The organism is Kitasatospora sp. NPDC002551 (assembly GCF_040296005.1).
GTDB lineage: Bacteria > Actinomycetota > Actinomycetes > Streptomycetales > Streptomycetaceae > Kitasatospora.
Genome location: NZ_JBEOWI010000076.1, coordinates 17,376 through 33,488, shown reverse-complemented (window position 1 = coordinate 33,488; position 16,113 = coordinate 17,376). Strand labels below are relative to the sequence as shown.

11 protein-coding genes and 1 riboswitch are annotated in these 16,113 nt (G+C 72.9%); of the genes, 7 read left to right on the top strand and 4 right to left on the bottom strand.

Going from position 1 to position 16,113, the window contains the following annotated elements; translation table 11 throughout:
- Positions 1–150 precede the first annotated feature (150 nt).
- Both exaC and ABT093_RS36770 read right to left on the bottom strand, forming a co-directional pair.
- On the bottom strand, positions 151–1,674 hold the full coding sequence (gene exaC / locus ABT093_RS36775) for an acetaldehyde dehydrogenase ExaC (RefSeq protein ID WP_350571727.1): 1,524 nt from the start codon (positions 1,672–1,674) through the stop codon (positions 151–153).
- A 255-nt stretch (positions 1,675–1,929) separates the two neighbouring features.
- Positions 1,930–2,877: a terpene synthase family protein gene (locus ABT093_RS36770; RefSeq protein WP_350571726.1), complete on the bottom strand. Its 948-nt coding sequence runs from the start codon at positions 2,875–2,877 to the stop codon at positions 1,930–1,932.
- Between the two features lie 294 nt (positions 2,878–3,171).
- On the opposite strand from ABT093_RS36770, the gene ABT093_RS36765 reads away from it, so the two are divergent.
- From ABT093_RS36765 to ABT093_RS36735, 7 genes are all read left to right on the top strand, one after another.
- On the top strand, positions 3,172–6,216 hold the full coding sequence (locus tag ABT093_RS36765) for an ATP-binding protein (protein WP_350571724.1): 3,045 nt from the start codon (positions 3,172–3,174) through the stop codon (positions 6,214–6,216).
- Between the two features lie 168 nt (positions 6,217–6,384).
- The gene (locus ABT093_RS36760; protein WP_350571723.1) at positions 6,385–7,470 is read left to right on the top strand and encodes an aldose epimerase family protein; all 1,086 of its coding nucleotides are present in this window, start codon (positions 6,385–6,387) and stop codon (positions 7,468–7,470) included.
- Between the two features lie 318 nt (positions 7,471–7,788).
- Entirely contained in the window at positions 7,789–9,066 is a 1,278-nt protein-coding gene (locus ABT093_RS36755) for an extracellular solute-binding protein (protein WP_350571721.1), read from the top strand.
- A gap of 109 nt (positions 9,067–9,175) precedes the next feature.
- On the top strand, positions 9,176–10,177 hold the full coding sequence (locus ABT093_RS36750) for a carbohydrate ABC transporter permease (RefSeq protein WP_350571720.1): 1,002 nt from the start codon (positions 9,176–9,178) through the stop codon (positions 10,175–10,177).
- 37 nt (positions 10,178–10,214) lie between these two features.
- Positions 10,215–11,126, top strand: a complete 912-nt coding sequence (locus ABT093_RS36745) for a sugar ABC transporter permease (RefSeq protein ID WP_350571719.1) — start codon at positions 10,215–10,217, stop codon at positions 11,124–11,126.
- A gap of 59 nt (positions 11,127–11,185) precedes the next feature.
- Positions 11,186–12,892, top strand: a complete 1,707-nt coding sequence (locus ABT093_RS36740) for a glycoside hydrolase family 13 protein (RefSeq protein ID WP_350571717.1) — start codon at positions 11,186–11,188, stop codon at positions 12,890–12,892.
- A gap of 25 nt (positions 12,893–12,917) precedes the next feature.
- On the top strand, positions 12,918–13,937 hold the full coding sequence (locus ABT093_RS36735) for a LacI family DNA-binding transcriptional regulator (RefSeq protein ID WP_350571715.1): 1,020 nt from the start codon (positions 12,918–12,920) through the stop codon (positions 13,935–13,937).
- A 93-nt stretch (positions 13,938–14,030) separates the two neighbouring features.
- Here ABT093_RS36735 and ABT093_RS36730 read toward each other — a convergent pair whose 3' ends face one another.
- Positions 14,031–14,231 (bottom strand): hypothetical protein, encoded by a 201-nt coding sequence (locus tag ABT093_RS36730; RefSeq protein WP_350571714.1) that lies wholly within the window; start codon positions 14,229–14,231, stop codon positions 14,031–14,033.
- A 148-nt stretch (positions 14,232–14,379) separates the two neighbouring features.
- Positions 14,380–15,663 (bottom strand): transglycosylase family protein, encoded by a 1,284-nt coding sequence (locus ABT093_RS36725; RefSeq protein WP_350571712.1) that lies wholly within the window; start codon positions 15,661–15,663, stop codon positions 14,380–14,382.
- Positions 15,650–15,810: riboswitch (cyclic di-AMP (ydaO/yuaA leader) on the bottom strand. Its footprint overlaps the gene before it by 14 nt.
- Positions 15,811–16,113 lie beyond the last annotated feature (303 nt).

The following is a 16,113-nucleotide window of genomic DNA, read 5'->3' as shown; positions in this document are numbered from 1 at the left end:
TAGCCGGCGTGCCGCACCTGGAGGGGCCTCCCCCCCCCGGCGGCGCCCACGCGCCGCGCCGGGGCCCGGGCGGCGCGCTGGTTCGGCGCCCCCCCCCACCCCCCCCCCCCGCGTTCCGGGGCGTGCGCGCCGGCGCCCGGGAGGCGGGACCTAGAACAGACCGGTGGCCTGCGGGGAGTAGCTGACCAGCAGGTTCTTGGTCTGCTGGTAGTGCTCCAGGGCGGCCTTGTGGCCCTCCCGGCCGATGCCGGAGTTCTTGTAGCCGCCGAACGCGGCATGGGCCGGGTAGGCGTGGTAGCAGTTGGTCCAGACCCGGCCGGCCTGGATGGCGCGGCCCGCCCGGTAGGCGGTGTTGCCGTCGCGGGTCCAGACGCCGGCGCCGAGCCCGTACAGGGTGTCGTTGGCCAGCGCGACCGCGTCGTCGAAGTCCTCGAAGCGGGTCACCGCGACGACCGGGCCGAAGATCTCCTCCTGGAAGATCCGCATCCCGTTGACGCCCTCGAAGACGGTCGGCGTGACGTAGTAGCCGCCGGACAGCGCGCCGCCGAGGTCGGCCCGCTCGCCGCCGGCCAGCACCTTGGCGCCCTCGGCCTGGCCGATCTCGACGTAGGAGAGGATCTTGCGCAGCTGCTCGTCGCTGGCCTGCGCGCCGATCTGGGTCTCGGTGTCCAGGGGGTTGCCCTGGCGCATCGCGCGCACCCGGTCCAGGCCGTCGGCGAGCAGCCGGTCGTAGACCGAGGACTCGATCAGCGCCCGGCTGGGGCAAGTGCAGACCTCGCCCTGGTTGAGGGCGAACATCGCGAAGCCCTCGACGGTCTTGTCGTAGAAGGCGTCCTGCTCGGCGGCGACGTCGGCGAAGAACAGGTTGGGGCTCTTGCCGCCGAGCTCCAGCGAGACCGGGATGAGGTTGCCGCTCGCGTACTGCGAGATCAGCCGGCCGGTGGTGGTCTCACCGGTGAAGGCGATCTTCCGGATCCGGTCGCTGGAGGCGAGCGGGCGGCCGGCCTCCAGGCCGTAGCCGTTGACCACGTTGAGCACGCCCGGCGGCAGCAGGTCGGCGGTCAGCTCGACCAGCAGCAGCACGGAGGCCGGGGTCTGCTCGGCGGGCTTGAGCACGACGGCGTTGCCGGCCGCCAGCGCCGGGGCGATCTTCCAGACGGCCATCAGGATCGGGAAGTTCCACGGGATGATCTGGCCGACCACGCCCAGCGGCTCGTGGAAGTGGTAGGCCACGGTGTCCTCGTCCAGCTGCGAGACGCCGCCCTCCTGGGCGCGCAGCGCGCCGGCGAAGTAGCGCAGCTGGTCGACGGCCAGCGGCAGGTCGGCGCCCAGGGTCTCGCGGACCGGCTTGCCGTTCTCCCAGCTCTCCGCGACGGCGAGCCGTTCGAGGTTCTGCTCGATCCGGTCGGCCATCCGCAGCAACACCTGGGCGCGCTCGGCGGGCGGGGTGCGGCCCCAGGCCGGGGCGGCGGCGTGGGCGGCGTCCAGCGCGGCCTCGATGTCCTCGGCGGTGCCGCGGGCGACCTCGGTGAAGACCTCACCGGTGACCGGGCTGGGGTTCTCGAAGTACCGGCCGAGGACCGGCGGCGTCCACCGGCCGCCGATCCAGTGCTCGTAGCGGGGGCGGTAGCCGACGATGGATCCGGGCTGCCCGGGGGGCTGGTAGACCGGCATGCTCTGGTGCCTCCTCGCGCTGTCGGGGGCACCGCCGCGGCGCGTGGGCCGGAGCGGTGCACGCCGGGCCGCGCTGGGCGCGGCCCGGCGGAGGGTACGGACACACACGCGGGCGGAGGTGCCCCTCCGGGGCGTCCGCCGGGCAGCACCCTAACCGGGGGACGGCCGATCCGGCTACGGTCCGTGCGGCGGGGGTCGACGGAGGGTGGCCCGTTCCGGCCGCCCGCCGCGGCCCGGAGGCGAGCGGCGGGTCGTTCAAGCAGCCTGGTAGCGGCCGGTGCGGCGCTCCCAGCTCAGGTAGCCGGCCAGCCAGGTGACCAGGCCGTCGGCGTAGCGCTGCGCGATGATCCGCTCCACCCGGGCCAGGCCCAGCTCCCGGTACACGTCGGGCAGCCCCTCGTAGAGCTCGCGGGCCCGCTCGACCATCAGCTGCGCCTCGGCCATCACCACCGCGCAGGCCTCCTCGGCCGAGCAGTCCCGCTCCCGCCGCACGATCATCACCAGGTTGTTGACATCGCCGCGCGGCGCCTCCAGCGGGAACGACCGCACGTCGTTGGTGAGCGAGGGGATGTCGGCGGCGAGCTGGCGCAACTGGCGCAGCACCGGGTGGTGCAGCACGGCCGGCGGCACCTCGAAGCGGCCGATCCGCTCGATCATGTCGAAGATGGTCTCCATCGCCGCGGTGCCGCGCCGCAGCACCTGGTAGCCGGCCCGGTCCGGCGGACGCGGGCTGATCCGTCCGGCCGCCTCGGCGGGGTGCGAGGCGAGGTAGTACTCCCAGTTGTACGCGGCGCGCGCCTGCCAGCGCGCCGGCATGCCCTGGACGCTGCGCTCCCACAGGTCGGCGAAGGCGCTCTCCACGGGGGACCCGCGGTCGGCCTGCGCGCCGTGCAGGACGGCGATCAGCCGGTCGCAGATCGGCGCGACCTCGGTGGGGCGGCGGCCGAGCGGGCCGTCGAACTGGTCGTCGAAGAGGAAGTAGAAACCCATCAGGTCCGCGGCGAGCGCGAGTTCGTCGGGCCCGGCGTCGGGATAGCCGAGCGCGGCGAGGTCCACCACGTCCCAGTGCGCGTAGGACGGATGGGCCGGGTCGGGCAGCAAGGGGTGGCGGGTCAGCCAGGTGCGGTGCAGTTCGGCGGCGTACGGCCCGTGGTCGCTGCGACGGTGCGGGAACGGAATCTGAAGTGAAATGTCGTCAGACATCGGACTCCCGGGGCTGCGGTAAGTGGGGGCACTGGTTGGGTATCGCGGGCGTTGGTGGGGGAGTTGGGGCGGCGCTGCCGGAGTGGAAGGCATGGTCATGGCATGATCAACTCGGCTCGCGGGGCGTAGAGTATCTGATGCAATGATCCGACGTTAGGGATATAGGGCAATTGCCCTCGGCAGGTCCTCCAAACCCTCCAACTCGCCCCTCGCCTGCGTGAATACACTCCACCAGGCCCCCTGCGGCGCTAACCTCGCCTCACGAGCAGGGATCGGCGAGGCGGAGGCGCGACGGTGACCGAGCGGGACAGGGAATTCTGGGCGGAGGCGATGCCCGGCGCGCGGGAGGCGGAAGGCGCCCCCAATCGCATCAGACTGCGTGACCGCGACGCCGAACTCCGCTCCGCCGAGGCCGCGGTGGACAAGCTCTGCCGCGACTTCGCGGCCGGCGGCACCGAGATCGGCGAACTGCTCACCTTCTCCGGCCGGCCCGGCATCGGCAAGACCAGTCTGCTGCACGAGGTGCGCCGGATCGCCAAGCTGCGCGAAGGCGCCACGGTCCTGTTCGCCCGCGGCGGCGAGCGCCAGTTCAACGATCCGTACCACGTGCTGCGCCAGCTCCTCCAGCCGGTGCTCGGCGGCCTGGAGCCCGACGAGTTCCGCCAGGTGATGGGCACCTGGGAAGAGGTCGTCGGACCGGCGATGGGCCTCAAACAGCCCAGGAAGGGCGCCCGCCGCCTCGACCCGCAGGGCGTCCGGGACGGCCTGGACTTCGTCCTCACCCAGCTCGCCCCGCGGCGCGCCCCGCTGGTGATGATCGTCGACGACCTGCACTGGGCCGACCCCGAATCGCTCGGCTGGCTGGCCCAGTTCGCCGTCCGGGCCCGCGAACTGCCGGTGCTGCTGGTCTTCGCCTACCGCGACGACAGCGCCGACTGGCAACCGGAGTCCCATCCGCACTACCGCGCGGTCGCCGGCCTCGCCACCCGCCGGCACGAGCTGAGCCGGCTGTCCCTGGTCGCGGTCACCGACATGATCCGCGCCGAACTCGGCGACAAGGCCGAGGACGCCTTCTGCTACGAGTTCTGGAACGTCGTCAACGGCAACCCCTTCGAGGTCGTCGCCCTGCTCGACCAGGTCCGCGACCAGGAGCTGGAGCCGGTCGAGGAGAACTCCCTCCAGCTGCGCGAACTCGCCGTCGACGCCACCGGGATGACCCTCAAGTCCTGGCTGGACCGGCTCGGCGCCGCCCACCTGCGCTTCGCCTGGGCCGCCGCGATGCTCGGCACCGACATCCGGCCCGACCTCGCCACCCGGATCTCCGCCCAGAGCGCCGAGGGCGCCCGCGAGTCCATCAAGGAGCTGCGCAAGCAGCGCGTCCTCACCACCACCCCGAACGGCAACCTCGAGTTCGTCCACCCGCTGATCGCCAGCTCGATCTACAACACCATGCCCGAGGCCACCCGCACCGGCATGCACGGCGTGGCCGCCGCCGAGATCGAGAACGCCGGGCTCGGCCTGCTCGCCGCCTCCCGCCACCTGGTGGAGACCTTCGCGGGCGAGGGCGACGACCGCACCGTGCGCAAGCTCCGCCGGGCCGCCTCCGAACACCTGCTGATCGGCGCGCCCGAGGCCGCCCAGCGCTGTCTGCACCGCGCGCTCGCCGAACCGCCGGACGACCAGGACCGCGCCGAGGTGCTGTACGAGCTGGGCTGTTCCGCCCTGCTCACCGACCCCGTCGCCACCGTCAACCAGCTGAAGCTCGCACTGGACCCGGAAGAGGGACCGCTGCGCCCCTCGCTGCGGGTCGACGCCACCTTCCGGCTCTCCGAGGTGCTCGCGCACAGCGGCGAACTGCGCGAGGCCGCGCTGGTCTGCCAGCAGGAGGCGGAGCGCACCCACGGGGACCCGGCGGGCAGGCTGCGGCTGGAGGCCGCGTCGTTCATGTGGCACGCCTACCGCAAGTCCGAGGAGGACGGGCCGGCCCGCTCCGCCCGGCTCGGCGCGCTGTGCGAGAGCCTGACCGGCCGGGAGGCGGCCGACCGGGCGGTGCTGGCACTGCGGGCCTGGGACCTCACCCTGCGCGGCGAGCCCTCGGCCGAGGTGCTGCGGCACGCGGACGACGTGCTGGACAACGGCCGGCTGCCCAAGGGCCTCGGCTGGACCGACAACACCTGGGGCTTCGAGCTGCCCGCCACGCTCGGCCTGTCCTACACGTACAACGACCGGATCGCCCAGGCCGAGCGGCTCTTCGCGGACGCCATCGTCCAGTTCGAGATCGCGGGCTGGAGCGGTGCCCACCGGGGCTTCGCCTACTTCCTGATGGGCCTGGCCCGCTTCCGGCGCGGCCTGCTCGCCGAGGCCGAGGACTTCCTGCGCCGCGCGCTGCGGCTGTCCGAGCGGATCAGCGCCGGGCTGCCGCTGGCCTGGGACGCGGTCGGCGTGCTGATCGACACCCTGATCGCCCGCGGCCGCCCCCAGGAGGCCTGGGAGCTCGCCCTGGAGTTCGGCTTCCACCCGCCGTACCACGCCACCGCGATGGTGCTGCCGGACGCCGCCTCGCTGTACGGGAAGCTGCTGCTCGCCGTCAACCGGCCCGCCGGCGCGGCGGCCGCGCTCACCGAGGCCGGCGCCCAGCTGGACCTCCGGGGCTGGCACAGCACGGTCTGGGCGCCCTGGGCCGGGCACCTGGCCATCGCGATCGCCCCGGACGAGCCGGAGCGGGCCCGCGCGTACGCCCGGCGCTCGGTCGTCGACGCGGAGCGGTTCGGCACCGCCTCGGCGATCGGCACGGCGCTGCGCCTGCACGCCCAGATCGAGGACGGCCAGCAGGCGGTCGAGCTGCTGGAGCGGGCGGTCACCCACCTCGGCCAGTCGCCGGCGGGCTACGAGCACGCCGTCGCGCTGGTCGACCTCGGAGCCGCGCTGCGCCGGGTCGGTCGGCTGGAGGACGCCCAGGAGTACCTCTACCAGGGCATCGAGCTGGCCCAGCACTGCGCGGCGGACGGGCTGGTCGACCGGGCCCGGCGCGAGCTGGCCAACTACGGCCTGCGGCCCAACCGGCTCGGCGACATGCGCGAGACGCTCAGCCAGCCGGAGTGGGACATCGCCGAACTGGCGGTGCGGGGCGTGCCGCCGCAGCGGATCGCCGATCACCTGGCCCTCCCGCTCAGCCTGGTCAACCGCCGGCTGGCCGCCGTCTACCGCAAGGCCGGCAGCGGCCCCGACGGCCTGGCCGCCGCGCTCGGCCTGCCGCCCGCGCAGCGGGACGGCTCCGACCCGCTCGACCGCCCGGGCCGGCCGGACACCACCGGAGGCGGGTCCGGCGCCGGCCGCTGACACCCCGGCACCGGGCGCACGCCGCACCGGACGGCGCGCGGGCACCGCATGAGCGCCTGCGCGCCGTCCCGGCTCACTAGGCTTTCGGCGACCAGGCCCCGCCCGGGGCCCGGTACCCCGGCGAAGGGCGGGCGCGCTCCGGTGGCCCGCCAGGATGAGGAGCAGGCCATGGCGACGCCCCCGGCGAACGGGCCGCAGACCACCAGCGTGCGGCGCGAGCCCTTCGAGCCCTCGGGCGCGGGAGCCGCGATCGAGCGGTGGACGCTGCGCGCCGGCCCGTACGAGGCGAGCGTGCTCACCCTCGGGGCCACCCTGCACACCGTGGTCGCCCCCGACCGGGCCGGGCGCCCCGCCCAGGTGCTGCTCTCCACCGACCGGCTCGCCGACATCCTCGGCCCGGCCCGCCACTACGGCCCCGTCGTCGGCCGCTACGCCAACCGGATCGCCGGCAGCAGCATCACCGTCGACGGCGTGGAGCACCAGCTCGCCCCGACCGGCGGCGGGGTCACCCTGCACGGCGGCCCGGACGGCTTCGCGCACCGGATCTGGGCGGCCGAGGAGGTGCCCGGCGGCGTCCGGCTGTCGCTGCACAGCCCGCACGGCGACCAGGGCTTCCCCGGCGCGCTGGACGTCACCGTCGACTACACCCTCGGCGCGGACGGCGAACTGGCGATCCGCTACGACGCGGTGACCAGCGCGCCGACCGTGGTCAACCTCACCAACCACGCCTACTTCAACCTGGCCGGCGAGGGCTCCGGCGACGTGCTCGGCCACCTGCTCACCCTGGACGCCGACGGCTACACCCCCGTCGACGAGCGGCAGATCCCGTACGGCCGGATCGAGCCGGTGGCGGGGACGCCGTTCGACTTCACCACCGCCCGGCCGATCGGCAAGTCGGTGCACGACGGCCACCCGCAGCTGACCGGCCCCGGCGGCTACGACCACAACTGGGTGCTGCGGCCCCGCCCGGCGGACGGCTCCCCGGCCCGGGCGGCGCGGCTGGAGGACCCGGTGAGCGGCCGCACCCTGGAGGTGTGGACCACCGAGCCGGGCGTCCAGGTCTACACCGCCAACACCTTCCACGGCGCGGTCACCGGCGCGCGGGGGGTCCCGTACGGGCCGTTCGCCGGGATCGCGCTGGAGACCCAGCACTTCCCGGACGCCCCGCACCACCCGGCCTTCCCGAGCACCGAGCTGCGCCCGGGGCAGGAGTTCCGCTCGACGACCCTGCTGCGGTTCGGCGCGGTCGGCTGACGGGGGCTGCAAGAGCCTTTCATCACGGCCTTTCACCACGGAGGGTGGCCCCGGCGGCGCGGCCGACCGGGGCAAACCGGACGAAAATCCGCAAGGCGCCCGCACGTCCACTACTGTGCGGCAACGCGGAGGACACGCGGGCGTAACGATCGCCGTTTCTTGCAGAAACTTGCTGCAAAGGGTTTCCGCACCTGTTGCCCCGCTGTTAACTTCCTTGCGGGCCCGGCGGCAGCAACGGTGCGGTCGGCGCGAGGCAAGGCAGCCATTATGCGCCTGTCTCCGACTATTTCGGGCACCCCCACCCTCCAAGGAGTTCTCATGCGGCGTGGCATCGCGGCCTCTGCCCTCGTTGTGGCCCTCGCGGTCTCGATGGCTGCCTGTGGCAGCAGCGGCTCCAGCTCGGACGGCAAGGCCGACGGGCCGGTCACCCTCACCTACTGGGACACCTCGAACGCCACCAACGAGGCGCCGAACTACCAGGAGCTCGTCAAGAAGTTCGAGGCGGCCAACCCGGGTGTCAAGGTCGACTTCGTCAACGTGCCCTTCGACCAGGCGCAGAACAAGCTCCAGACCGCGATGGGGGCCAAGGGCGCCCCGGACGTGTTCCGCTCCGAGGTCGGCTGGACCGCCGCCTTCGCCAAGGCCGGCTACCTGGCGCCGCTGGACGGCACCCCGGCCGCCGCCGACTCCGCGAAGTTCCAGCCGAGCCTCATCCAGCAGGCCAGCTACGAGGGCAAGCTCTACGGCGTGCCGCTGGTCACCGACACCCTCGGCCTGCTCTACAACAAGGAGCTCTTCGCCAAGGCCGGCATCACCGCCGCCCCCACCACCTGGGACGAGCTCAAGACCGCCGCCGCCGCGGTCAAGGAGAAGGCCGGCGTCGACGGCTTCTGGCTGAAGGCCGCCGACGGCTACTACGCGATGCCGTTCCTGTTCGGCGAGGGCACCGACACCGTCGACGCCAAGGGCAAGAAGATCACCGTCGCCGGGCCGGAGGCCGTCAAGGCGATCGAGACCTACAAGTCCCTGTTCACCGCGCCCGGCACCGCCAAGGCCGACGTCACCACCGACGCCTACGCGCACATGATGGACGCCTTCAACAGCGGCAAGGTCGCGGCGATCGTCCAGGGTCCCTGGGAGATCACCAACATCTACAAGGGCTCCGCCTTCGCCGACAAGACCAACCTGGGCATCGCCCCGGTCCCGGGCGGCACCGCCGGCAAGGGCGGCGCCCCGACCGGCGGCCACAACATCTCCGTCTACGCCGGCGCCGACAAGGCCCACAAGGCCGCCGCCGAGAAGTTCGCCGCCTTCATGACCTCGGCCGAGAGCCAGGCCTTCATCGCGCAGAAGAACTCCACGCTGCCGACCCGCGAGGACGCCTTCACCGCCGAGGTCAAGGCCGACCCCGGCATCGCCGGCTTCCAGGCCGTGCTGTCCAGCGCCAAGCCGCGCCCCGAGCTGCCCGAGTACAGCTCGCTGTTCGCCTCGCTGGGCACCAACCTCGGCAAGATCGTCCAGGGCACCGCGACCCAGGACGGCCTGAACACCGTCGCCACCGACTACGCCAAGCTCCTCCCGGGCTTCGCCAAGTAGTCCCTCCCCAGCCGTCCGGCCCGCCGTTCCCCCGGTGGGCCGGACGGCCGGCCCCGTAGCAGCAGTCGCCGAAGCGAGGCGGCGGACCTCCCCGAGAAGGTGTCGAACAATGTCAGTCGCCGTGCAGGGCGCCACCGGCCAGGGCAGCCGGCAGCGCGATCCGCGTCCGGGCCTGATGGAGCGCCTCAAGCGCTCGTACGCCAAGCACTGGTACGCCTACGCGATGATCGCACCGGTCGTGCTGGTCCTCGGCGTCCTGGTGCTCTACCCGCTCGCCGAGGGCCTCTGGCTCACCCTCACCGACGCCAACAGCCTCAACGTCGCCCGCAAGATCGGCGCCAACGAGATCCCGGCGAGCTACAGCTTCGTCGGCTTCGACAACTACGCCGACATCCTCTGGGGCCCCGGCTCCTACGACCGCTTCTGGTCGCACTTCGTGTGGACCATCGCCTGGACCGCCCTGTGCGTCGGCCTGCACTACACCATCGGCCTGGGCCTCGCCCTGCTGCTCAACCAGAAGCTGCGCGGCCGCGCCGTCTACCGCATGCTGCTGATCCTGCCGTGGGCCGTGCCGACCTTCGTCACCGTCTTCTCCTGGCGCCTGATGCTCGCCGACGGCGGCGCCGTCAACGGCCTGCTCTCCGCCCTGCACCTGCCCGAGCCGGGCTGGCTGGACGACCCGACCGCGCAGAAGGCCGCCGCCGTCCTGGTCAACACCTGGGTCGGCGTGCCGTTCATGATGATCTCGCTGCTCGGCGGCCTCCAGTCGATCCCCGCCGAGCTGTACGAGGCCGCCGAGATGGACGGCGCCACCGCCTGGCAGCGCTTCCGCCACGTCACCCTGCCCGGCCTGCGCACCGTCTCCTCGACCGTCGTGCTGCTCGGCATCATCTGGACGTTCAACCAGTTCGCCGTCATCTTCCTGCTGTTCGGCAACGGCGCCCCCGACGCCCAGCTGCTGGTCACCTGGGCCTACCGGCTCGGCTTCGGCCAGCAGCCCCGGGACTACGCGCAGTCCGCCGCCTACGGCGTCATCCTGCTCTCCATCCTGATCGTCTTCACCGCCTTCTACCGCCGCTGGCTCGCCCGCAACGAGCGGGCGAACGGCTGACCCCGGCGAACCCAGCGACCACGAAGGAGGCACTTCGATGAGCACCACCACCGACCGACCCACCCCCCTCACCGCCCGGCCCGCGGCCCCCGCCGCCCGGCCGGCCAAGGTCCGCCCCCGCGGCGAGTCCGGCCCGCTCGCCAGGACCCTGATGCACGGCGCGCTGACCCTGGCCAGCCTGATCGCGCTCTTCCCGGTGGCGTGGATCCTCTACGTCTCGTTCGGCCCGGACAAGACCGACTACCTGCACCCCGGCGAGATCCTCGGCAAGCTGACGCTGTCCAACTACTCGACGGTGCTGTTCGACACCGACTTCTTCAAGTGGTTCGGCAACGCCTTCCTGGTCTCCGGCGTCACCACCGTGTTCGGCGTGCTGATCGCCGCCTCCACCGGCTACGCCGTCTCCCGGATGCGCTTCCCCGGCCACAAGCCGCTCATGTGGTCGCTGCTGGTCACCCAGATGTTCCCGATCGCCGTGCTGATCGTGCCGATGTACACGATCCTGTCCAAGCTCGACCTGCTGGACAGCTACCTCGGCCTGATCCTGGTCTACTCGACCACCACCGTGCCGTACTGCGCCTGGCTGCTGAAGGGCTACTTCGACACCATCCCGGTGGAGATCGACGAGGCCGGCCGGGTCGACGGGCTCACCCCGTTCGGCACCTTCTGGCGCCTGGTGCTGCCGCTCGCCCGCCCGGGCCTGGCGGTCGCCGCCTTCTACTCCTTCCTCACCGCCTGGGCCGAGGTCGCCTTCGCCTCCACCTTCATGCTCAGCTCCGACAAGTACACCCTGGCCGTCGGCCTGCAGACCTTCGTCAGCGAGCACGACGCCCAGTGGAACCTGATGGCCGCGACCGCCGTGCTGATCGCCATCCCCTCCTCGGTCCTCTTCTACCTGGTGCAGCGCCACCTGGTGACCGGCCTGACCGCCGGCGCCTCGAAGTCCTGAACGACGTCACCCCTCGACGTCCCGACCGCTCCGCCCCCACTTCCCAAGGGATACCGTCCATGACCCAGAACCTGGCCGACACCTCCCGGCCCGCCGCCGACGCCACCGCTCACGAGGCCGGTGCCGCCGCGGACAGAGGCTGGTGGCGGGACGCGGTCATCTACCAGGTGTACCCGCGCAGCTTCGCCGACTCCAACGGCGACGGCATGGGCGACCTGCCCGGCATCCGCAGCCGCCTGCCCTACCTGCGCGACCTCGGCGTGGACGCCGTCTGGCTCTCGCCGTTCTACGCCTCCCCGCAGGCCGACGCCGGCTACGACGTCGCCGACTACCGCGCCGTGGACCCGGTGTTCGGCACCCTGCTGGACGCCGACGCGCTGATCCGCGACGCCCACCAGCTGGGCCTGCGGATCATCGTGGACCTCGTCCCCAACCACTCCTCCGACCAGCACGAGTGGTTCAAGCGCGCCCTGCGCGAGGGCCCCGGCTCCCCGCTGCGCGAGCGCTACCACTTCCGCCCCGGCAAGGGCGAGAACGGCGAACTGCCGCCCAACGACTGGGAGTCCATCTTCGGCGGCCCGGCCTGGACCCGCACCGAGGACCCGGACGGCACCCCCGGCGACTGGTACCTGCACCTGTTCGCCCCGGAGCAGCCCGACTTCAACTGGGAGAACCCGGCCGTCGCCGACGAGTTCCGCTCCATCCTGCGCTTCTGGCTGGACATGGGCGTCGACGGCTTCCGCATCGACGTCGCCCACGGCCTGGTCAAGGCCCCCGGCCTGCCCGACCTCGGCGGCGCCGACCAGCTCAAGCTGCTCGGCAACGACGTCATGCCCTTCTTCGACCAGGACGGCGTGCACGAGATCTACCGCAGCTGGCGCGGGATCCTCGACGAGTACCCGGGGCAGCGGATCGGCGTCGCCGAGGCCTGGACCCCGACCGTCCAGCGCACCGCCAACTACGTGCGCCCCGACGAGCTGCACCAGGCCTTCAACTTCCAGTACCTCGGCACCTCCTGGGACGCCGCCGAGCTGCGCGCGGTGATCGACCTCTCGCTCGACTCGATGCGCCCGGTCGACGCCCCCACCACCTGGGTGCTCTCCAACCACGACGTCACCCGGCACGCCACCCGGTTCGCCAACCCGCCGGGCCTGGGCACCCAGATCCGCACCGCCGGCGACCGCGAACTCGGCCTGCGCCGGGCCCGCGCCGCCACCCTGCTGATGCTCGCGCTGCCCGGCTCCGCCTACGTCTACCAGGGCGAGGAACTCGGCCTGCCGGACGTCACCGACCTGCCCGACGAGGTCCGCCAGGACCCGTCGTTCTTCCGTCAGGCCGGCCAGGACGGCTACCGCGACGGCTGCCGCGTCCCGATCCCGTGGTCCGGCACCGAGGCCCCCTACGGCTTCGGCCCGAGCGCCGGCGGACCGTCCTGGCTGCCGCAGCCCGCCGAGTGGGCCGGCCTCAGTGTCGAGGCGCAGACCGGCGATCCGACCTCCACCCTGGAGCTGTACCGCTCGGCGCTGGCCGTCCGCAAGGCGCGGCCCGACCTCGGCGCCGGCACGGACGTCCAGTGGCTGGAGGGCCCCGAGGGCACCCTGGCGTTCCGCCGCGGCTCCTTCGTCTGCACCGTCAACACCACCGGCGCCCCGGTCCGGATACCGGCCCCCGGCCGACTGCTGCTCACCTCCGCCGGCGCCGACCCGGTGGTGGCGGACGGCGAGGCGGTGCTCGCCGCGGACAGCACCGACTGGTGGGAGGTCTGACGTGGTTGCAATAGGCTCTGGGATCGTGACTACGGCGCGACTCTCAGACATCGCGGCGCAGGCGGGGGTCAGCGAAGCCACCGTCTCCCGCGTGCTCAACGGCAAGGCCAACGTCTCGGCCGCCACCCGGCAGACCGTGCTGGCGGCCCTGGACGTGCTCGGCTACGAGCGGCCGACCCGGCTGCGCCGGCGCAGCGCGGGCCTGATCGGGCTGATCACGCCGGAGCTGAGCAACCCGATCTTCCCGGCGCTGGCCCAGGTGATCGAGCAGGTGCTGAGCCGGCACGGCTACACGCCGGTGCTCTGCACCCAGACGCCGGGCGGCTCCACCGAGGACGAACTGGTGGAGATGCTGGTCGACCGGGGCGTGGCGGGCATCGTCTTCGTCTCCGGCCTGCACGCGGACTCCACCGCCGACCACGACCGCTACGCCCGGCTGGCCGGGCGCGGGGTGCCGTTCGTGCTGATCAACGGCTACAGCGAGCGGATCGACGCGCCGTTCATCTCGCCGGACGACCGGGCCGCGATGTGGATGGCCGTCCAGCACCTCGCCGAACTCGGCCACGAGCGGATCGGCCTGGCGGTCGGCCAGCAGCGGTACGTGCCGGTGCTGCGCAAGATCGAGGGCTTCACCGCGGCCATGCGGGAGGTGCTCGGGCGCAGCCGGGAGGAGGCCGAGGCACTCGTCCACCACACGCTGTTCAGCGTGGAGGGCGGGCACGCGGCGGCCGGGGCGCTGCTCGACAAGGGCTGCACGGCGATCGTCTGCGGCAGCGACATGATGGCGCTCGGCGCGATACGGGCGGTCCGGCAGCGGGGCCTGGCGGTGCCGCAGGACATCTCGGTGGTCGGATTCGACGACTCGCCGCTGATCGCCTTCACCGAGCCGCCGCTGACCACCGTGCGCCAGCCGGTGGAGGCGATGGCCACCGCGGCGGTGGACGCGCTGCTGGAGGAGGTCGGCGGCAACGCCGCGCAGCGCGGGGAGTTCATGTTCCAGCCGGAGCTGGTGATGCGCGGCTCGACCGGCGCCCGCGCGCGCTGAGCAGCCGTGTACTGAGCGGCCCGTGCGCCGATCAGGGTGCCGAAGGGGCCCGGGAGCGGATGTGCTCCCGGGCCCCTTCGGCGTTGCGGCCGCTCAGCCCTCCTGGGCGACCGGGCGGTCCTGGGTGACCCGGTGGCCGTCGGCGGCGTCGCCGGTGCGGGTCTCGGTGCGCCGGCCCCGCTCCAGGTAGTCGCGGAGGATCAGTTCGACGGCGTCCTGCGGGTTCCTGGTGCCGGACAGCATCATCGCGTCGATCGCGAGGTTGGCGTCGAGCGTGACGGTGACCTGGGCCATGGTGACTCCTCCTCGGGTGCAGGGCAGCAGCATGCCCGGTGCGGCCCCGGTTTGACCATGGCCGCTCTTCGCGCGCCCGCGTCCGGGCATGCCGCGGCCCCCGGGGAGGAGCGACCGGACTCTCCCCGGGGGCCGCGGCGTGACGGGATCAGACCCGGCCGGCGAAGTCCGGCGCCCAGTTGGCGACGGTCTGCGTCCGCACGCCCGAGCTCGGGTTGGCGGCCTCGACGTACTTGCCGTCGCCGATGTACAGCGCGACGTGGTAGACGCCGGAGTCCTTGCCGTTGTTGGACCAGAACAGCAGGTCGCCCGGCTTGAGGGCGTCCAGCGAGACGTGGGTGGACGCGGCGGCCTGGTCGGCGGCGACGCGCGGGACGGAGATGCCCGCGGCGCGCAGCGCGGCCTGGGTCAGGCCGGAGCAGTCCCAGCCGCCGTTGCCGGTGCCGCCGTAGACGTAGGCCTGGCCGACCTTCGACTGGGCGAAGGCGACGGCGGCGGCCATGCTGCCGGTGGCCGTCGGGGCCGGCGCCGGGGTCTCGGCCTGCGCGGCGGGCTTGTTCGCCGGCTTGGTGGCCGGGGTCTGGGCCTGGGTCTGGGTCTGCGCGGACGGAGCCCGGGTGTCGCCCTGGGCGCGGTTGAACCAGTCGAAGCCCTGGCCCTGGGCACGGTCGCCCAGGCTCAGCCGCTGGCCCGGGTAGATGGCGTGCGGGCCGTCGGTCAGGGTGGCGCGGTTGAGCTCGTACAGGCGCTGCCAGCCGCCCTGGACGTGCTGCTCGTCGGCGATGGTGGACAGCCAGTCGCCGGCGGCCACGGTGTAGGCCTCGGAGGCCTGCTGGCCGCTCTGCTGACGCCACTGCCGGTCGCTCTGGCGCTGCTCGGCGGCGGGGGCGGTGCCGGGCGCGGTGGTGGCGGCCTGCGGCTGCGCGGCGGGCTTGCCCGCCGGCTTGGCGGCCGGGGCCTGCGCGGCGGGGGTCTGCGCGGCCGGGGCCTGGGTGGCCGGCTTGGCGGCGGCGGAGGTGTCCACCGCGGCCGGGGTGCCGCCCTTGGTCAGACCGGCCTTGACCGAGCAGACCGGCCAGGCGCCGGGGCCCTGCACGGCCAGGACCTTCTCGGCGATCGCGATCTGCTGGTCCTTGGTGGCGAGGTCGGCGCGCGCGGCGTACGCGGTGCCGCCGAACCCGGACCAGGTGGAGTTGGTGAACTGGAGGCCACCGTAGAAGCCGTTGCCGGTGTTGATGCTCCAGTTGCCGCCGCTCTCGCACTGGGCCACCTTGTCCCAGGTGGCGACGGAGGCGGCCGAGGCGGTGCCGGCGGTCAGGCCGGGGACGGTGAGGCCGATGCCCGCGACGCCGAGGGCGGCGATCGCGCGACGGGTACGGCCGGACAGTCGGGTGCCGTTGGTGGGCAGCATGAAGACGTGGTCCTCTCCCACGCCTGCGAGGTGAGCTGTCGGATTCGGGCCGGAGTTGCCCGGCCGCGCTGTGGACGCGGCTTCACCCCTAGCCCGGGGCCGGTCCGAGGACCGGTCCTGGGCGAACTACCTGTGGTTCCCCCGCTCCTGCCGTGGTGCATTGCGCTGCCAGCGCGCCCGACGGCAGGACTCGGCGTCGCGGACGTGCTGGGTCCGTGTGGCCACGAACGGGGAGCACGTTAAGCAGAGGCGCGTTCAAACCGCAAACATGTGTGACGCTCGTCACGGTTTGCGAAATCCGTGCTGAGCGGCTGTCCTTCATGATCAGAAATGACCGGTTTTCCGCAACGCCGGTCGTGGCCAACGCAACTGCCTATGCTTCAGAGCGTCGGCGGCGCGCCGGCACCGCCGCAGCCGTCCGGAGAGAGGGCTACGCACCGATGGGCATCGACGAGGAGCCGAACACCCCCC

Excerpts from the sequence above, each read along its gene's own strand:
- ABT093_RS36745 (WP_350571719.1), top strand. The coding sequence starts at position 10,215 with ATGAGCACCACCACCGACCGACCCACCCCCCTCACCGCCCGGCCCGCG.
- ABT093_RS36750 (WP_350571720.1), top strand. The coding sequence starts at position 9,176 with ATGTCAGTCGCCGTGCAGGGCGCCACCGGCCAGGGCAGCCGGCAGCGC.
- ABT093_RS36755 (WP_350571721.1), top strand. The coding sequence starts at position 7,789 with ATGCGGCGTGGCATCGCGGCCTCTGCCCTCGTTGTGGCCCTCGCGGTC.
- ABT093_RS36760 (WP_350571723.1), top strand. The coding sequence starts at position 6,385 with ATGGCGACGCCCCCGGCGAACGGGCCGCAGACCACCAGCGTGCGGCGC.
- ABT093_RS36730 (WP_350571714.1), bottom strand. The coding sequence starts at position 14,231 with ATGGCCCAGGTCACCGTCACGCTCGACGCCAACCTCGCGATCGACGCG.
- ABT093_RS36770 (WP_350571726.1), bottom strand. The coding sequence starts at position 2,877 with ATGTCTGACGACATTTCACTTCAGATTCCGTTCCCGCACCGTCGCAGC.
- exaC (WP_350571727.1), bottom strand. The coding sequence starts at position 1,674 with ATGCCGGTCTACCAGCCCCCCGGGCAGCCCGGATCCATCGTCGGCTAC.
- ABT093_RS36740 (WP_350571717.1), top strand. The coding sequence starts at position 11,186 with ATGACCCAGAACCTGGCCGACACCTCCCGGCCCGCCGCCGACGCCACC.